The sequence below is a fragment of the Tepidicella baoligensis genome (genome assembly GCF_013432195.1).
Classification (GTDB): Bacteria; Pseudomonadota; Gammaproteobacteria; order Burkholderiales; family Burkholderiaceae_C; genus Tepidicella; species Tepidicella baoligensis.
Genome location: NZ_JACCDB010000008.1, coordinates 1 through 17308, shown reverse-complemented (window position 1 = coordinate 17308; position 17308 = coordinate 1). Strand labels below are relative to the sequence as shown.

The following is a 17308-nucleotide window of genomic DNA, read 5'->3' as shown; positions in this document are numbered from 1 at the left end:
ATGCAAGTCATTGACCAGATGGCCGATTCCGTCTTGTCCCCAGACGGAACCGCTGCCTACTACTACGACTATCCTTTTTCATTCATGAACAGAAAGATTAGTGGACAACACACACCGGCATCGCGGCGACTCCGATCGGAGACCCGTCCGGAACGGGTCCGAAAAACCCAGTCTGGGCTGGTAAGATTCGGCTTTCCCCGAGACCTTTGCTCATGCCGTCTGCATCCGCAGCCCCCACCATTGCCAGTTTCGACATCAAGAGCGCCCAATGGCCTGTGGTTGCCCTGGCATTGCGCACCGCCGATCTGCGCCGGCTGCAACACGACTGGGCGCAGCGGTTTGGCGCCCAGAGTGATTTCTTCGATCACGATCCCCTTCTGATCGATTTCACCGCCTTGCCCGAGGACACGGACCTCGAGGTTGCAGCGCTTCTGCAACTGCTGCGCGACCACCGTCTGTGCCCCATGGCTTACAAAGGCGGCTCCTCTGCATTGCGCGAGGCGGCCAGTCAGGCAGGGTTGGCCTGTGCTGACGATGCCTTGGCGACCGAACGCCAGCCCGAGCCAGTTGTTGCCGCGACGCCTTCGGCATCCGTTTCGCCCCCAGGGGCATTGGTCGTGGATCGGCCCTTGCGTTCCGGGCAGCAGGTCTATGCGCGGGGACGGGATCTCATCGTCACCGCCATGGTGAACCCGGGAGCCGAGGTGGTGGCCGACGGCCACATCCACGTGTATGCACCGCTGCGGGGCAAGGCCATCGCCGGGGCACGCGGGGACGCCACGGCCCGCATCTTCGCGCGTGAACTGGAGGCCGAACTGGTGTCCATTGCCGGGGTGTACCGCACCAGCGAAGTGCCTCTGCCCGACAACGTGCGTGGCAAGGCGGCACAGATCCGGCTCGACAGCAACGAACAGGGTGATCGCTTGCTCATCGAACCCCTGGCCTGATGACGGGCCTTTTTCCAGGAAAGAAGAAAGCCATCCATGACCAAAATCGTTGTAGTCACATCCGGCAAGGGCGGGGTGGGCAAGACCACCACCAGCGCCAGCTTTGCCGCCGGCCTGGCGCTCAAGGGTTTCAAGACCGTGGTCATCGACTTCGACGTGGGTCTGCGCAACCTCGACCTGATCATGGGCTGCGAGCGCCGCGTGGTGTACGACTTCATCAACGTCATTCACAACGAAGCCAACCTGAACCAAGCGCTGATCCGCGACAAGCAGTGCGACAACCTCTACGTGCTGGCCGCCAGCCAGACGCGCGACAAGGACGCCCTGACCCAGGAAGGCGTGGAGCGGGTGCTCAACGACCTGGCCGGCATGGGCTTCGACTACATCGTTTGCGATTCACCCGCTGGCATCGAAACCGGCGCCCTGATGGCCATGCACTTTGCCGACGAGGCGCTGGTGGTGACCAACCCCGAAGTCTCCAGCGTGCGCGATTCCGACCGCATCTTGGGCATGTTGGGCAGCAAGACGAAGCGGGCCATCGAAGGCAAGGAACCCATCAAGGAACACCTGCTCATCACCCGTTACAACCCGAACCGGGTGCAGGACGGGCAGATGCTGTCGCTGGAAGACATCCAGGACATCCTGCGCATCAAGCTCATCGGAGTCATCCCCGAGAGCGAAAGCGTGCTGCAGGCCTCCAACCAGGGTGTGCCGGCGGTGCACCTGCAAGGCACCGATGTGTCGGAAGCCTACAAGGACGTGATCGAACGCTTCCTCGGCAACGAGCGCCCGCTGCGCTTCATCGATGCCCAGAAACCCGGCCTGCTCAAGCGGCTCTTCGGGAGGTGAGCGGCATGTCGTTTCTCTCCTTCCTGCTGGGCGAAAAAAAGAAAACGGCCAGCGTGGCCAAAGAGCGCCTGCAAATCATCCTGGCGCATGAGCGTTCGGGCCGCAACGCCGCCGAACCCGATTACCTGCCCGATCTGCAACGCGAGCTGGTGGCCGTGATCGGCAAGTACGTGCGCATCAACCCCGACGACATCAAGGTCCATCTGGAACGCCAGGACAACCTGGAAGTGCTGGAAGTCAAGATCGAACTGCCGGAAACCCGTTGACGGGCATCTTTTGGTCCCATCCCAATCGAAATCACCTGGGTTTAAGTCATACTGACAGGGATGATCCATCCCAGCCATCAGACTGAATGGCGCCAGGCCAGTTACTGGCTGGCGGGCCTGCTTGCCGGTCTGGGTTTGTTTCGCTTGTTGCCGGCACCGGATGAGGCGCGTGGATTGGCCGGTTATCTGCCTTTGCACACGGCCATGGAAGTGGTGGCGATCGCCGTGGCCATCCTGGTGTTTGGAATCTCCTGGGCCACCCAGCAGTATCGGCGCGATGGGAAGGTCATGCTCATCGGGGTGGCTTTTCTCGGTGTGGCCATCCTGGATCTTTCGCATGCGCTTTCGTATAAGGGCATGCCCGACTTCATCACCCCCAGTGGTGTTGAAAAGGCCATCAATTTCTGGCTCGCAGCCCGCTTGCTGGCAGCACTGGCGCTGCTCTGCATCGCGCTGTGGCCACCGCGCTGGGCCGACTGGCTGAACCAGCGTTCACGCCACGCTGCGCTGGTCTGGGTGCTGGTGCTCGTCGCAGTGGCGCATTATGTGTTTCTCTTCCATCCGGATCTGGTGCCGCGAACCTTTGTGGACGGTGAGGGGCTCACGCGTTTCAAGGTGCGCTTCGAATACCTGCTGATCGGCCTCTACACCGTGGCCGGCCTGGGTTTCTTGTGGCAGACACGTCAACCCCGCTCACTCGGGGTGTCGCGACTGGCTCTGGCTTCCTTCACGATGGCGATGAGCGAGTTTTACTTCACGCTCTATGCCAACGTGACCGACATCTACAACGTGCTCGGGCACGTTTATAAAGTGATTGCCTACGGGTTTCTGTACCGGGCGCTGTTCGTGGAAACGGTTCAGCGTCCGTATCAGGATTTGCGTCAGGCCGAGGTCCGCCAGCGCGCCACCCTGGAGACCTTGCCCGATCTGCTGTTCGAGGTGAGCCGGCAAGGGGTCTATCTGTCTGCCTATGCCAAGGAAACCGACAAACTGTCCGCGCCGGCCGACCGACTGATTGGCCATACGGTATCGGAAATGCTGCCCCCAGCGGCTGCCCAGACCTACTTTCAGGTCATAGAACAGGCGGAACGCCAAGGCAGCACCCGGGGTCAACGCATCACCATCGAACTGCCGCAGGGGGTTCGACATTTCGAACTGTCGGCGGCGCGCAAACCCGCTCCGGAAGGCGGTGAGGCGACATATCTCGTGCTTTCGCGCGACATCACCAGCACGGTCGAACACGAGCAGCGCATGTCGTTTGAAGCCCGCCTCAATGCGGCCTTGCTGGATTTGCAGCAGAACCAGCCCTTCCGTCAGGAAGAAGAACTCCTGCAACGCGCGGTCCAGCACGCAGAACGGCTTACCGACAGCCCGATGGCCTTCATCCGGTTCATCCATGAGGACCAGAAAACGGTCGGGGGATGGGTGTGGTCGCCCGGGGCATGGGTCAACCTGTCCATCGACGCGAGAGCAGCCTGGGAACAATGGGGGCTGTGGAAACGGGTGGTCAGCGAACGCCATGCCCTGGTGTTCAATGACGCTGCCGGCATTCGCCAAGTGACAGGGTCTGAGCCGGGTCATGCGGAACCGCTTCGTCTGGTTTGTCTGCCCGTGCTGGACGGGTCATCGGTGCGGCTGCTGATGGGCGTGGCCAACAAGTCTCGGCCTTACGACCAACACGATATCGAGGCCTTGCAGACCTTGGCCGAGGCCACCTGGAAACAGGTCAAGGATCGGCGCCAGGAGGCCACCATACACCGGTTGTCAGAGGCCCTGGATCAGAGCCCGTACCCTGTGATCATCACCGATGCCAAGGCCGACATCATTTACGTCAACCGGGCTTTCACCACGGTCAGTGGTTATTCCGAAGCCGAGGTGCTGGGAAAGAATCCCCGTTTTCTGCAGTCAGGCCAGACGCCGAAATCCACTTACCGGAACATGTGGGATCGGCTGACGCGGGGCCTGCCTTGGCAGGGCGAGTTCATCAACCGCCACAAGGCAGGACATATCTATATCGAGCATGCCTCGCTCTACCCTGTCACCGATGCAGCGGGTCAGTTGACCCACTACGTAGCCCACAAGGAAGACATCACCCAGCGGCGTGAGGCCGAAGCCCGCTTGCGGGCCCTCTCTGATTTCGATGCGCTCACGGGCTTGCTGAACAAGAAGTCCTTCGATGAACATCTGGCACAAGCCATCCATCAGGCCCGAATACAGCAGGAGCGACTGACCCTGGTCTGGATTGACCTCGACAACTTCAAGTCGGTGAACGACACCCTGGGCCACGTGGCGGGAGACGAACTGCTGGTGGAGATGGCCAACCGTCTGCGAGAGGGATTTGGACCTCCATTTGAAGTGGCCCGTCATTCGGGTGACGCCTTCGTGGCCATTCTGCCTCGGGTGGATCAGGCCACCGCCGCCATCATGGTCAAGGACGCGCTGACGGCGTTACAGGAACCGCTCACGATCCAGGACAACTTCGTGTCGGTGGGGGCCTCTGCGGGGATTGCGGTGTTTCCCGACGATGCCCAGACCGCTGGTGCACTGGCCTCTGCCGCCGAGGTGGCCATGTACCGGGTCAAGGAGGAAGGTCGAAACGGGCTGCGCTTCTATTCGCCCGACATGCAGGCCACCACCCAGCGGTCACTGGAACTCGCGGCCGGGCTCAAGACCGCTGTCGAGCGAGGCGAGCTGTTTCTGGTGTACCAACCCCAGCGCTGCCTGCACACGGGCGAACTGCTCGGTGCCGAGGCCCTGTTGCGGTGGAAACACCCGAAGTGGGGCGTCGTGTCTCCCGGCGAGTTCATACCCATTGCCGAGCAGACCGGCCTGATCGTGCCGATCGGTGCCTGGACCGTGGGACAGGTGGCCCGCCAGTTGCGGCTCTGGGACGAAGCCGGTCTGCCGCCGTTGACGGTGTCGGTGAACGTGTCGGCGGTGCAGTTCGTCAGGCCGCATCTGGTGGAGGAGTTGCTGGAGCTGGTGAGGCAGGCCGGTATGGCACCTCAGCGCATGGAACTCGAATTGACCGAGGCCGTGGCCCTGAAAGCACCGGAGCAGGCTGCCGTCACGATGCAACGCCTGCACCAGGCGGGTTTCAAGGTGGCGCTGGACGATTTTGGGACCGGGTATTCGTCCATGAGTTACCTCAAGCGTTATGCCATCGACAAGCTCAAGATCGACCAGTCCTTCGTGAGGGATCTGGCCGACAATCGCAGCGACCAGGCCATCGTGCGCGCGATCGTGCAGCTGGCGCATACCCTGGGCATACGCACCATCGCCGAAGGGGTCGAAACCCCCGAACAGGCGGAGCAGCTGATGCGCTGCGGTTGTGATGATGTGCAGGGCTATTGGTTCAGCCGGCCTTTGGAAGCACAGGCATTCGAAGAGTTCGTGAGGAACAATACGGCTGCGGTCTGACGACTTGGCAGTTTCGCAGCCGGCGTACACGCTGGCACCTGCCGGGTGTTGCATGAACTCGCGGCCGCAACCCCAGCCCAGCCTCGAGCGGAGCGGATTCAGGCCTGTTGTTCGATCCGGAATGCTGGAGCCTTGCCCTTCTTGGGCTCACCTGCATAAACGGTCAGGTGCGGGAAGGGGATTTCGATGCCCTCGGCGTCGAACGCTTTCTTGAGGCGGCGCAGGAACTCGCGTCGCACGCCGAACTGCTCCTGCGCCTGGCAGCGGATGCGGGCACGGATCATCACGGCAGACTGGGCCCAGTCGTTCACGCCGGCCATTTCCAGGTCTTGCAGGATGCGCGGGCCGAACTCCGGGTCTTCGCGCAGTTCGGCAGCCACGCGCTGCATCACGGCCATGACCTCGTCCACGTCCTCGCGGTAGGCCACGCCCACCTCGATCACCGCGTTGCCAAAGCCGCGCGACATGTTCACCACCGTGCTGATCTGGCCGTTGGGGATGAAGTACACATTGCCGGCGTAGTCACGCAGCTGCACGTAGCGCAGCGTCACTTCCTCCACCGTGCCGGTCTGCCCGGCCAGGGTCACCACGTCGCCCTGCCGGACCTGGTTTTCCAGCAGCAGGAAGAAGCCTGAAAAATAGTCGCGCACCAGGCTCTGGGCGCCGAAACCCACGGCCAGGCCCACCACACCGGCGGCCCCGAGGATGGGGGCGAGCGAGATGCCCACTTCGGACAGCACCAGCATGGTGCCGACGAGCGTGACCACCACGCTGACCAGGTAGCGGATGACACGGCCCAGGGTTTCGGCGCGTTTGATGGCCTCACGGTCGTCAAAGCCCTTGGTCAGGTGGTGACGCAAACCACCCACCGCCTTGTGCAGCACGCGTTTGATGAGCCAGGCAGCCAAGATGATGACGCCGATGCGCAGGCTGGTCATGGCCAGCTGGCCGAAGCTGCCGCCCCATTGCTGCAGGGCATCGTTGAAGGGTTGGATCCAGTCGGTATTCATGCGTGGAGGTGTAACACAGATCGATCACCCGACCGATCAACTGCGGTGTACGGGTTCAGGCCGCTGCCCGTTGCAGCCGGTCGCGCACGCCGTCCCAGGCGGGGTCGTCGGGCGGGGTTTCGACCCAGATCAGCCGCGTGGCGGGGGTGTCCAGCGCGCGCAGCACGGCGAACAGCTCGTGCGCACAGGCGCCGGGTTGCTCGGGCATGCGCTCCAGCCGCACGTGGTGGCTGCGGCTGCCCATGGGGGTGCGGCTGTACACCGCGATGTGCCGGGCGTCGGCACCCAGCACGTCCAACGCAGCCTGGATCTCGGCAGCCGTCATCAGGCGCACCCGGGCCCGCGGCGCGTAGTGCGAGGCCAGGGTACCGGAGGCACGGGGGGCGTTGGCATCGCGCGCGCCCAGCGGTTGGCCCGCCACCCGTTCCAGCTCGCTCAGCGGCAGCATGCCCGGGCGCAGCAGCACCGGGCGCTCGCGCGTGCAGTCCACGATGGTGGACTCGATGCCCACCGCGCAGGCACCGCCGTCGAGGATGAACAGGTCTTGCGGGCTCAGTAGCCCTTGGAATTCGTCCACCACATGGGCCGCCGTGGTGGGGCTGACGCGGCCAAAGCGGTTGGCGCTCGGGGCGGCCAGGCCGTGGATGCCGGCCTCGGCGCAGGCGGTAAGCAGCGCCTGCGCCACCGGGTGGGCCGGGCAGCGCAGGCCGATCGAATCCTGCCCCCCCGCAGAGGCCTGACCGATGCCCGGCTGCCTGGGCAGGATGACCGTGAGCGGCCCTGGCCAGAAGGCCTGCATCAGCCGTTGGGCAAAGGCCGGTATGTGGCGCGCGTAATGCATCACGGCCAGCGGGGCGGTGCCGGCTTGGGCCGATGGCGCCACATGCACAATGAGAGGGTGGTCGCTGGGGCGGCCCTTGGCCGCAAAAATGCGTGCCACGGCCTCGGGCGCGTCGGCGTCGGCCGCCAGGCCATAGACGGTTTCGGTGGGCATGGCCACCAGGGCGCCGCGCCGCAAGGTGGCCACGGCTTGGGCCAGGGCCTGTGGGTCGGCCGGGTGCGGTATCAGGGTCATGCCCACGGAGCGATGCCCAGCAGGGCAGCCGCCTGCCGTGCCGTGGCACGGACCTGCTCCACGGTGGCGGCGGTGATGTTGAGGTGGCCCATCTTGCGCCCGGCGCGCGCGTCGAGCTTGCCGTACAGGTGCAGGTGGGTGCCGGGCAGCGCCAGCACCGCAGCCCAGTCGGGGGTGCGTGCTTTTCCCTCTGCATCGAACCACAGGTCCCCCAGCAGGTTGAGCATGATGGCCGGGCTGTGTTGGCGCGGCTGCACCAGCGGCAGGCCAGCCATGGCACGCACCTGCAGTTCGAATTGCGACACGTCGCAGGCGTTGAGCGTGTAATGGCCGCTGTTGTGCGGGCGGGGCGCCATTTCGTTGACCACCAGCGCGCCTTCGGCGCTGCCGTCGTCCACAATGAAATACTCCACGCACAGCACGCCCACGTACTGCAACTGCTCGGCAATGGCGCGGGTGCTGGCCACGGCCTGTTGCGCGAGCGCAGCGGGCAGGTTGCCTTCGAACACCTCGGTCACGGCCAGAATGCCGTCACGGTGCAGGTTGCGCTGGGGCGGGAAATGCACGATCTGGCCGTCGGCGCCGCGCGCCACGATCACCGACAGCTCGTCCTTGAGCGGCAGCCGTTTTTCCAGCACGCAAGGCACACGGCCCATTTGCTCCCAGGCGGCGGCCAGCGCCGCGCGGTCCTGCACACGAATTTGGCCCTTGCCGTCGTAGCCCAGGCGTGCGGTTTTCAGGATGCCGGGCAGCAGATCGGCGGGCACGGCCTTGAGCAGCGCCTCGCTGTCGATGGCGGCATAGGGCGCGGGACCCACGCCGCCGGCCTGAGCGCAGGCCACGAAGTGGGCTTTTTCGGCGATGCGGTCCTGTGCCACGGCCACCGCCTGGGCAGCGGGGGCCACCGGCCGGTGCGCGCCCAGCGTCATCAGGGCCGGGGCGGGCACGTTCTCGAATTCGGTGGTGATGGCTTCGCAGCGCTGCATCAGCTGCGCCAGGCCTTGCTCGTCTTCGTAGGGCGTCTGGATGTGGTAGTGGCTCACCAGGCCGGCGGGGCTGGCCGGGTCGGCGTCGAGCACGGCCGTGAAGTAGCCCATTTCCTGGGCCGCCTGCACGAACATGCGGCCCAGCTGGCCGCCGCCCATCACGCCCAGCGTGGCCAGTTGGCCGCTGGCCATCACCTGCCCGGGCAGCACCGGCTTGCGGCTCATGCGCCCTCCTTCGGCGGCACCACCATGGCGCGGGCCGCTTCGGTTTGCGCGGAGCGGAAGGCCTGCAGCTTCTTCAACAGCTCGGGGTTTTCGTTGGCCAGCATGGCCACCACGAACAGCGCCGCGTTGGCCGCGCCTGCCGGACCAATGGCGAAAGTGGCCACCGGCACCCCCTTGGGCATTTGCACGATGCTGTGCAGCGAATCCACGCCCGACAGCGCCTGGGTCTGCACCGGCACGCCCAGCACCGGCACCACGGTCTTGGACGCGAGCATGCCCGGCAGGTGGGCCGCGCCACCGGCCCCGGCCACGATGGCCTTGAGCCCGCGTGGGCCGGCGGACTCGGCATAGGCGAACATGTCGTCGGGCATGCGGTGCGCCGAGACCACGCGCGCCTCGTGCGCCACCCCAAACTGTTGGAAAATTTGCACCGCATGCTGCATGGTGCCCCAGTCGCTGCTGGACCCCATGACCACGCCCACCTGGATGTTTGCGCTCATCACCGCTCCATGAAAGTTGCGATTTTACGGTTCGCCCCCCATTTGCAGCGACAATCGTCCCTACCCCGGCGGTTCTGTCGGGGGTCGCCCTCACCCATTGATTCCCTGACACCATGATCGACGTTACCCTCGCCAACTTTGAAACCGAAGTCATCGAGGCTTCCCACACCGTACCCGTGCTGGTCGATTTCTGGGCACCGTGGTGCGGTCCCTGCCGCTCCCTGGGCCCGGTGCTGGAAAAAGTAGAGGCGGCCTACGCCGGGCGTTTCAAGCTGGTCAAGATCAATTCCGACGAAGAGCAGCAGCTCGCGGCCGCGTTCGGCATCCGCAGCATTCCCACTTGCGTGCTGCTGGTGGGCGGCCAACCGGTGGATGGCTTCATGGGTGCATTGCCCGAAGGGCAGGTCAGGGCCTTCCTCGACAAGCACCTCCCGCCCGCGGCCGCCCAAGCCGTGCCGGACGAAGCCGCCCTGACCGACGACACCTCCGATGGCGCCACCACCTTGCTCGACAAACTGGCCAACCGGCTGGCGAAAGACCCGTCCAACGACGACGTGCGCTTCGAATACGTGAAACACCTCATCGCTGAAGGCCGTTTCGAGGAAGCCGAGGTGGCCCTGGCTCCCGCCATGGCGCAAATTCCGCTGCAATTGCGTTTCGAAGGCTTGTCTCACTGGCTCAACGCGCTGCTGTTCACCGCCAACGACCCGCGCGGCCAATGGAGCCTGCAGCAGTTCGACGAAGCCATTGCCAAGAACAAGCGCGATTTCGACACCCGTTTGGCCAAAAGCCGGGTTCTCATTGCCACCGGCGACTGGCCGGCCGCATTGGACGAGCTGCTCGAAATCATCATGCGCGACAAGCACTGGGCCGACGAGGTTCCGCGCAAGACCTACATTGGCCTGCTGGAGCTGATGACGCCTGCGGCTCCGAAGCCAGAAACCGCAAGCCCGGCGGCGGCCAGTGGAATCCAGATCGCGGGCAGCACCGCCGTGCAAGAAGACCCCCAGCGCGAACTGGTCTCGCGCTACCGGCGCAAGCTCAGCATGGCATTGAACTGAGGGTTGACGGGCCGGCTTCAGCCGCCCATCACCGCCTCGATCTCGTCGGCCTTCACCGGCACGCCGCGGGTGATCAGTTCGCAGCCCGTCTCGGTCACCACCGCATCGTCTTCGATGCGGATGCCGATGTTCCAGAAATGCTCGGGTACGCCTTCGGCCGGGCTCACGTACAGGCCGGGTTCGATGGTCAGCACCATGCCGGGGCGCAGGATGCGGCTGGGCCGGTCCTTGATGATTTCACCGCTCAACGGGTCGCGGCGCTCGCTCAACTGACCCACCTCGCTGGGCTCTACATAGCTGCCCACGTCATGCACGTCCAGCCCCAGCCAGTGTCCGGTGCGGTGCATGTAGAAGCGGAAGTAATGCCGCTTTTCGATCACGTCGTCCAGGTGGCCGACGTCGTTCTTGTTCAGCAGCCCCAGGTCCAGCATGCCCTGGGCCAGCACCTTCACGCAAGCGTCGTGCGGGTCCACGAAGCGGTTGCCGGGTTGGGTGGCGGCCACGGCCGCGTCCTGGCTGGCCAGTACCAGGTCGTACAGGTCGCGTTGCGGGCCGGTGAACCGGCCGTTGGCGGGGAAGGTGCGGGTGATGTCGCTGGCGTAGCCGTCCAGTTCGCAGCCGGCGTCGATCAGCACCAAATCGCCGTCACGCACGGGGGCCGCGTCGGCGCGGTAGTGCAGCACGCAGGCGTTGGCACCGGCGGCCACGATGCTGCCGTAAGCCGGGTACTGCGAGCCGTGCTGGCGAAATTCGTGCAGCAGCTCGGCGTCCAGATGGTATTCGCGCAGATCCTGTCCGGCGCGCAGGGTGGCGGCGCTGCGGCGCATGGCGCGGATGTGGGCTTGGGCGCTGATCTGCGCGGCGCGTTTCATCACGCCGATTTCGTGCGCGTCTTTGATCAGGCGCATCTCGTCGAGCAGGCTGCACAGGTCGCGCAGCGCGTCGGGGCACAGCGCGCCGTAGCGCACCCGGGCACGCACTTTCTGTAGCCAGCCGTCCACGCGGGTTTCCAGCCCGGCATGCACCGCGAACGGGTACCACACGGTGGCGCGGTTTTCCAGCAACTTGGGCAGGCGGGCGTCCAGCTCGTCCACCGAATAGGCCTCATCCACGCCCAGCGCGCCCGGTGCAGCCTGGGGGCCCAGGCGAATGCCGTCCCAGATCTCGCGCTCCAGGTCCTTGGGCTGGCAGAACAGCGTGGCGTGGCCTTCAGCGGTGAGGATCAACCAGGCGCGCGGCTCGGTGAAGCCGGTGAGGTAGTAGAAATAGCTGTCGAAGCGGAACAGGTATTCGCTGTCGCGGTTGCGGGTGCGTTCCGGCGCGGTGGGGACGATGGCGATGCCCCCGGGCCCCAGCTGGGCGGCGAGGCGGGCACGGCGGGCTGCGTAAATGGCCTGGTGGGGGATGGCAGTCATGATCGGGATGATACGTAAAGCAAGGGATGTCAGTGCAGCGCCGCGCCGGTCGGCCCTGCGGCGTTGAGGGCGGCCAGCCGCTCGGGCGTGCCGACGTCCACCCAGCGGTCGGGGTAGACCGACGCACCCACCAGCCCCGCGTCGATGGCGGCACGCAGCATGGGCGCCAGCGGGGCGCAAACCCCTTGCGGGTTGCCCGGCGGTATGGCGCACCAAGGTTGTGCAAAGAACGCTTTCTTGTACAGGCCTATGGTGGAGTAAGTGTGCCGTGGCACATCGGCGCCGTTGTGGGCCATCAGGCGGCCCCCGGGGAGCACGGCGACGCCAAAGTCCCCCTTGGGGTTGTGCTCAGGGTTGGGCACCAGCCAGATGTGCGCCAACAAGGAACTGCGCGCAAACGCGGCCCGCACCGCGTCAGAGAACACGAATTCGGGCGCAAACACATCGCCCGCCAGCAGCCAGAACACCTCGTCCAGCAGGGGCAATGCACGCACCATGCCGCCAGCGGTTTCCAGCGCGCGGCCAAAGTCCTGCCCTTCCATGGAGTATTGCAGGGCCAGGGTGGGCGCCTGGCCGGAGCCGTCCCACGCGGTTGCATCGGGGGTGAAGGCGGGGCCAAAGCGTTCGGCAATCTGCTCGCCCAGCCACGCGGTGTTGATGCACACGCTGCGCACCCCGCCACGGGCCAGGGCTTCCAGGTGCCACTGCATGAGCGGCTTGCCCTGCACGGCCAGCAGGGGTTTGGGGGTGGTGTCGGTGAGCGGGCGCATGCGCTCGCCACGGCCTGCGGCCAGCAGCAGGGCTTGGGCGGGGGAGCTCTTCACAAGGCGTCCAATGGGCTGGCCACACCTTTGCCGCCCTGGTTGAGCACGTGGGTGTAGATCATGGTGGTGGCCACGTCGGCGTGGCCCAGCAGTTCTTGAATGGTTCGAATGTCGTAACCGCTTTGCAGCAAATGGGTGGCAAAGCTGTGGCGCAGCGTGTGCGGGGTGGCGGGCTTGGCAATGTTGGCCGCCTGCACCGCTTTCTTCATGGCACGTTGGAGGGCTTTTTCGTCTGTGTGGTGGCGCCGCAGGGCGCCGCTGCGCGGGTCCAGCGAATAGCTTTCTGCCACAAACACATACTGCCAGCCCCATGCATATGGGGCGTTGGGGTATTTGCACTCCAAGGCGTCAGGCAAATACACGCCCGCCATGCCTTGGGCAGTGTCGTCTTCAAATAGGCGGCGGCGCCAAACCAAATGCTCTTGCAGCGGTGCCGCCAGCTTTCGCGGCAGCATGGTCACGCGGTCTTTAGCGCCCTTGCCATCACGCACCACAATTTCCAGGCGTTCAAAATCCACATCCTTTACGCGCAGGCGCACCACCTCCATCAGGCGCATGCCAGTTCCGTAGAGCAGCCGCGCCATCAGCCCATGCAGACCCGTCATGCGCTCCAGTACGGCGGCCACCTCTGCCTGCGTCAAAACCACGGGCAAACGGACTGAACGCTTGGCGCGCACCACGTCCTGCATCCATGGCAAATCCAACCCCAGAACCTCGCGGTACAGAAACAGCAGCGCCGACAAGGCCTGATTTTGCGTGGAAGAGGACACATTGCCCTCCACGGCCAGATGTGTTAGAAATGACTCCACTTCAGGCGCCCCCATGTCCGCAGGGTGGCGCTTGCCGTGGAAAAGCACGAAACGCCGAACCCAGTGAACATATTGCCGCTCGGTGGACAGGCTGTAGTGCTTGAGCCGTATCTTTTCGCGCAACTGAACGAGCAGCTTTGGCGGCGGGGCGGTTGCCTGCATATATCAAAACAATGGTGCGATAAATGCATAAGCTAGAGGTAGAAAGGTGTATTATACACCAATCTTTTAAATGAGTATACGCCGTTTGCGGCGTATACTGGACGTTGGGCGTCGAACTTCAGAGCTTAGGAAATACGAATGCAGCAATGGATCTTTCTTTCAGTCGCTATCATCAGCGAGGTGGTTGGGACTTCTGCTCTAAAGGCATCGGACGGATTTTCTCGATTGTGGCCATCGCTGATCGTTGTCGCCGGATACGGAGCAGCCTTTTTCTTTCTATCGCTCACGCTCAGGACTATTCCTGTTGGTGTGGCTTATGCAATTTGGGCAGGTGCAGGTATTGCGCTGATAGCCTTGGTTGGATGGCTCATCTTCGGACAAACGCTGGATATTCCCGCAATCATCGGCTTACTGCTTATCGTGGCTGGAGTTGTTGTTATTAATGTATTCTCCAAGTCTGTTTCCCATTAACAAAACGCCCAACACGGCGCTCCAGCCGATGTCAGGCCGCGATGCGGCCTTCCCCGGCTGAGCTTGGTCGTTAGGCCCCTCGGGCACAAGCAATGCAACAGATCGAATGGAACGACTTCGCAAAGGTTGAACTCCGCGTTGGCCGAGTCATTGCTGCCGACCCATTTCCCGAAGCACGTAAGCCTGCCTACAGGTTGCAGATCGACTTCGGGCCAGAGATCGGAGTACGCAAGTCAAGCGCGCAAATCACAGCGCTGTACCAACCTGAGTCTCTGGTCGGCAAACTCGTCGTCGCTGTGGTGAACTTCCCCCCCAAACAAATCGGCCCCATCATGTCCGAGTGTCTGGTCACGGGCTTTCACAACATCAATGGCGAAGTCACCCTCTGCATCCCTGAACATGAAGTGCCGCTAGGTACGCGTTTACTATGAATCATCGGCTTAACGGCATCCGGCGCCTAACTGGTCGGTCAAGCGGACGCCAACACAGGCCATGCCTTCGGCATTCTCATGGCCTGTGTTGGTGCCCTACGCACCTTCGGTGCTCCGGCGCCGCTTACCTTGGGCGTTAGGTGCCATGGACATACCACCGGAGCCGAAAGAATTCCAAAAGCTATGCGGGCGAATCGGCTTAGCAATCATGCTAGGCCAGAAAGTTCAATATGCACTGGCAGGCTACTTGGCAACATACTCTCGCGTGCATGCTGGCGACTCGGTGGAAGCGGCCAATGCGCAGCTCAATTTGCACATTTCAAAGCCGATGGGTGTTGTCATATCAGCGATCGAGCGTACCGCGCCACTTCCAAAAGACCTATGGGAAAAGGTCAAATTTTTTCAAGCTGAGCGCAACTGGCTTGTACATGATTTCGATCAAGAAGCCACGCCTCATCTTGTGCGTAATGAGCAAATTCCGGAGTACATTGCGAGAATGGAGTCGATTGCAGGCCTAGCCAGCTACCTAATGCAAGCACTCAACGACTTAGGTGAGGCTCTTGTATCGGCTGGCACCTAACAATTCATTCAAGCCGACGCCGCTGCGCAACGCGGCTTAATTCAGGCGTTAGACCTTTCAATCCATGCCGAAACGTACCAACGCCTTTCAGCGCCTAGTCACCCTCCTGACGGCTACGCTCGCTGGGCGTGCGCAGGTGACGGAGTCCGCAATGCTCGCGGATCGCGTGAACGGTGAACTGCGCGAAGTGGACGTCTTGGTCGTAGCGATAGCTGGGGGCTACAGTGTACAGCTTGGAGTTGAGGTGATCTCTTGGGCACGACCGGCTGACACCCCGTGGGTCGAGAAGATGCGTGCGAAGCATGAGAATCTGCCAACCGACAAGTTAATCCTCGTATCAGAAAACGGCTTTTACGAGCCCGCACGACGAAAGGCCGACTTCTATGGGATAGAGGTTCTTACCCTAGAAGAAGCCACTGAAGCGGATTGGCCGCTTATCGCAGCACTGGAGACATCGGGCGTTTTTGAAGTGATGACTATCGACTTTAATGTCTCCGGCGTTCTGCAACTGGACAACGGAGATCGTGAGCAGATTCCGATACCTCGGTCAGCTACTTTCCCTGCCGTGAATGGGCCGATGACAATCGATCAGTTCGTCCGTTCAATTCTGGACAGACAAGACGTGCGAGACGTTCTGCGAAAGAATATTGCGTCCGATCAACAACACGACTTTTGGTTTAGCTATTCGCATCCGAACGGACTCTGGCGTTTTAAGGACGCGGGAAAGTCTGGCCAATTTTCCGAGTTGCGCGTGGGCTTGAGGGGCTATCTGAATTTTTGTGTTCAAGGCTCCGTGTAAGCCCGGTCCATTGAACTGGGCTCAGGCCGCATATTACGCGGCAGGTCGTGTGAAACGTTCCCCGTAGGCAATGGCGAACTGGTTCATTGCCTCCTTCCATTCTCTTGCCGCACGGCCCCAATCGGCGGTGATGTTGCGCAGTGCCAGCCACAGCAGCTTGGTCGCCGCCTCATCGCTGGGGAAGTGCCCTCGCGTCTTGATGATCTTGCGTAGCCGGCTGTGCAGGCTCTCAATGGCGTTGGTGGTGTAGATCACGCGGCGCACCGCCAGACTGAAGGCAAAGAACGGAATCACGCGGTCCCAGGCCCGGCGCCAGGTCGCTACAACGGTGGGGAACTTCTGCCCCCAGGGGCCTGCCTCCAGGGCATCGAGCTCGGCCGCTGCCGCTTCTGCACTGGGTGCCGTGTAGATCGGCTTCAAGGCCGCTGCCAGCGCCTTGCGATCCTTCCAGCTCGCATAGTCCAAGCTGTTGCGGATCAGATGCACGATGCAGGTCTGCAGCGTGGTGGCCGGGAACACCGCCGCCAGCGCCTCGGGAATGCCCTTGAGGCCGTCGGTGACGGCGATCAGGATGTCGGCCACGCCACGCGTCTTGAGGTCATTGAAGACCTTCATTCAGAACTTGGCCCCCTCGGTGTTCTCGATCCACAGGCCCAGGATGTCGCGCGTGCCGTCCGGCAGCACGCCCAGCGCCAGGTAGATGGCCTTGTTGCGCACCACCGCGTCCTCGCGTATCTTCACTCGCAGCGCGTCGAAGAACACCACCGGATACATCGGCTCCAGCGGCCGCCCCTGCCAGGCGGTGACCTCGGCCATCACGGCGTCAGTAACCGAGTTGATGAACTCGGGGCTGACCTCGGTGCCGTACTGCTCGGCCAGAAAGCCCTGGATCTCGCGCACGGTCATACCGCGCGCGTACATGGCCACGATCTTGTCGTCAAAGCCGGTGAAGCGCCGCTCGTGCTTGGGGATCAGGATGGGCTCGAAGGAGCCTGCACGGTCGCGTGGCACCTCGATGCGCAGCGGCCCGTCTTCGGTCAGCACCGTCTTGGCGGACTTGCCGTTGCGCTGGTTGGCGGCTTCTTGCGGGCGGGCACTGCCGGGTGCATAGCCCAGGTGGTGAGACAGCTCCGCGCCCAGCGCGCGTTCGATCAGCGCTTTCTTCAGCGCCATGGTCGTGGCGTTGATCTGCTCTGCCGTCATCGGCGTGACGCCGCCGGTCAATTGCTCAATGAGTTCTTGGGGAATTGACGGCAACTCCGTCGTGCCGGCAGCCGCCGGCTTCTTCTTGCTTGGCATAGATGCTCCTTGTCGTCAGGTTATGCCTCAAACACAAAATTCCTGACAGGCTCGGGCTTGAAGGTGGTCAACTCAGCATCCCCTGTACGCTTCGCATCAGGAAAGTTCCGCGCGGTACCCTTCGTCTCTGGCACTTCAACATCGAACAGACCCATGCACCCGAGTTCGACACTTACCCC

Annotated in this window: 16 protein-coding genes and 1 pseudogene; 9 read left to right on the top strand and 8 right to left on the bottom strand. The window is 63.2% G+C overall.

Going from position 1 to position 17308, the window contains the following annotated elements:
* The first annotated feature begins 212 nt into the window (after window positions 1-212).
* Genes minC through HZS63_RS09360 form a run of 4 tightly spaced genes read left to right on the top strand, consistent with a single transcriptional unit; the run spans window position 213 to window position 5482 of the window.
* Window positions 213-947: a septum site-determining protein MinC gene (gene minC, locus HZS63_RS09375; RefSeq protein WP_180683779.1), complete on the top strand. Its 735-nt coding sequence runs from the start codon at window positions 213-215 to the stop codon at window positions 945-947.
* 36 nt (window positions 948-983) lie between these two features.
* Window positions 984-1796, top strand: coding sequence for a septum site-determining protein MinD (gene minD / locus HZS63_RS09370; protein WP_180683778.1), 813 nt, complete (start codon window positions 984-986; stop codon window positions 1794-1796).
* Window positions 1797-1801: 5 nt separating this feature from the next.
* Entirely contained in the window at window positions 1802-2062 is a 261-nt protein-coding gene (gene minE, locus HZS63_RS09365) for a cell division topological specificity factor MinE (RefSeq protein ID WP_180683777.1), read from the top strand.
* Window positions 2063-2122: 60 nt separating this feature from the next.
* Entirely contained in the window at window positions 2123-5482 is a 3360-nt protein-coding gene (locus HZS63_RS09360; protein ID WP_180683776.1) for a bifunctional diguanylate cyclase/phosphodiesterase, read from the top strand.
* 98 nt (window positions 5483-5580) lie between these two features.
* Here the strand turns inward: HZS63_RS09360 and HZS63_RS09355 are convergent, their stop codons facing one another.
* Genes HZS63_RS09355 through purE form a run of 4 tightly spaced genes read right to left on the bottom strand, consistent with a single transcriptional unit; the run spans window position 5581 to window position 9278 of the window.
* Window positions 5581-6492 (bottom strand): mechanosensitive ion channel family protein, encoded by a 912-nt coding sequence (locus HZS63_RS09355; RefSeq protein WP_180683775.1) that lies wholly within the window; start codon window positions 6490-6492, stop codon window positions 5581-5583.
* A 55-nt stretch (window positions 6493-6547) separates the two neighbouring features.
* Window positions 6548-7567 (bottom strand): L-threonylcarbamoyladenylate synthase, encoded by a 1020-nt coding sequence (locus HZS63_RS09350; protein WP_180683774.1) that lies wholly within the window; start codon window positions 7565-7567, stop codon window positions 6548-6550.
* On the bottom strand, window positions 7564-8778 hold the full coding sequence (locus tag HZS63_RS09345) for a 5-(carboxyamino)imidazole ribonucleotide synthase (protein ID WP_180683773.1): 1215 nt from the start codon (window positions 8776-8778) through the stop codon (window positions 7564-7566). The genes HZS63_RS09350 and HZS63_RS09345 overlap by 4 nt, the downstream gene beginning before the upstream one ends.
* Window positions 8775-9278 carry a 5-(carboxyamino)imidazole ribonucleotide mutase gene (purE, locus tag HZS63_RS09340; protein WP_180683772.1) on the bottom strand — a complete coding sequence of 168 codons (504 nt, stop codon included), beginning with the start codon at window positions 9276-9278 and terminating at the stop codon, window positions 8775-8777. Before purE ends, HZS63_RS09345 begins: the two co-directional genes overlap by 4 nt.
* Before the next feature lie 113 nt (window positions 9279-9391).
* Between purE and trxA the strand changes: the two genes are divergently transcribed.
* Window positions 9392-10339, top strand: a complete 948-nt coding sequence (trxA, locus tag HZS63_RS09335) for a thioredoxin (protein ID WP_180683771.1) — start codon at window positions 9392-9394, stop codon at window positions 10337-10339.
* Between the two features lie 17 nt (window positions 10340-10356).
* On the opposite strand, the gene HZS63_RS09330 is transcribed toward trxA, so the two are convergent.
* The 3 genes from HZS63_RS09330 to HZS63_RS09320 are packed head-to-tail and all read right to left on the bottom strand — an operon-like array spanning window position 10357 to window position 13549.
* On the bottom strand, window positions 10357-11754 hold the full coding sequence (locus HZS63_RS09330; RefSeq protein WP_180683770.1) for an aminopeptidase P N-terminal domain-containing protein: 1398 nt from the start codon (window positions 11752-11754) through the stop codon (window positions 10357-10359).
* A gap of 29 nt (window positions 11755-11783) precedes the next feature.
* On the bottom strand, window positions 11784-12578 hold the full coding sequence (locus HZS63_RS09325) for a nucleotidyltransferase family protein (RefSeq protein WP_343039976.1): 795 nt from the start codon (window positions 12576-12578) through the stop codon (window positions 11784-11786).
* Complete coding sequence (locus tag HZS63_RS09320) at window positions 12575-13549, bottom strand: integron integrase (RefSeq protein ID WP_180683769.1); 975 nt, start codon at window positions 13547-13549, stop codon at window positions 12575-12577. Before HZS63_RS09320 ends, HZS63_RS09325 begins: the two co-directional genes overlap by 4 nt.
* Window positions 13550-13687: 138 nt before the next feature.
* On the opposite strand from HZS63_RS09320, the gene HZS63_RS09315 reads away from it, so the two are divergent.
* From HZS63_RS09315 to HZS63_RS09300, 4 genes are all read left to right on the top strand, one after another.
* Window positions 13688-14020: an SMR family transporter gene (locus HZS63_RS09315; protein WP_180683768.1), complete on the top strand. Its 333-nt coding sequence runs from the start codon at window positions 13688-13690 to the stop codon at window positions 14018-14020.
* 92 nt (window positions 14021-14112) lie between these two features.
* Complete coding sequence (locus tag HZS63_RS09310) at window positions 14113-14451, top strand: tRNA-binding protein (protein WP_180683767.1); 339 nt, start codon at window positions 14113-14115, stop codon at window positions 14449-14451.
* Between the two features lie 145 nt (window positions 14452-14596).
* Complete coding sequence (locus HZS63_RS09305) at window positions 14597-15031, top strand: hypothetical protein (protein ID WP_180683766.1); 435 nt, start codon at window positions 14597-14599, stop codon at window positions 15029-15031.
* 166 nt (window positions 15032-15197) lie between these two features.
* The gene (locus tag HZS63_RS09300; RefSeq protein ID WP_180683765.1) at window positions 15198-15830 is read left to right on the top strand and encodes a hypothetical protein; all 633 of its coding nucleotides are present in this window, start codon (window positions 15198-15200) and stop codon (window positions 15828-15830) included.
* 33 nt (window positions 15831-15863) lie between these two features.
* On the opposite strand, the pseudogene HZS63_RS09295 reads toward HZS63_RS09300, so the two are convergent.
* Window positions 15864-17129 (bottom strand): annotated as a pseudogene (locus tag HZS63_RS09295) (IS256 family transposase).
* Window positions 17130-17308 lie beyond the last annotated feature (179 nt).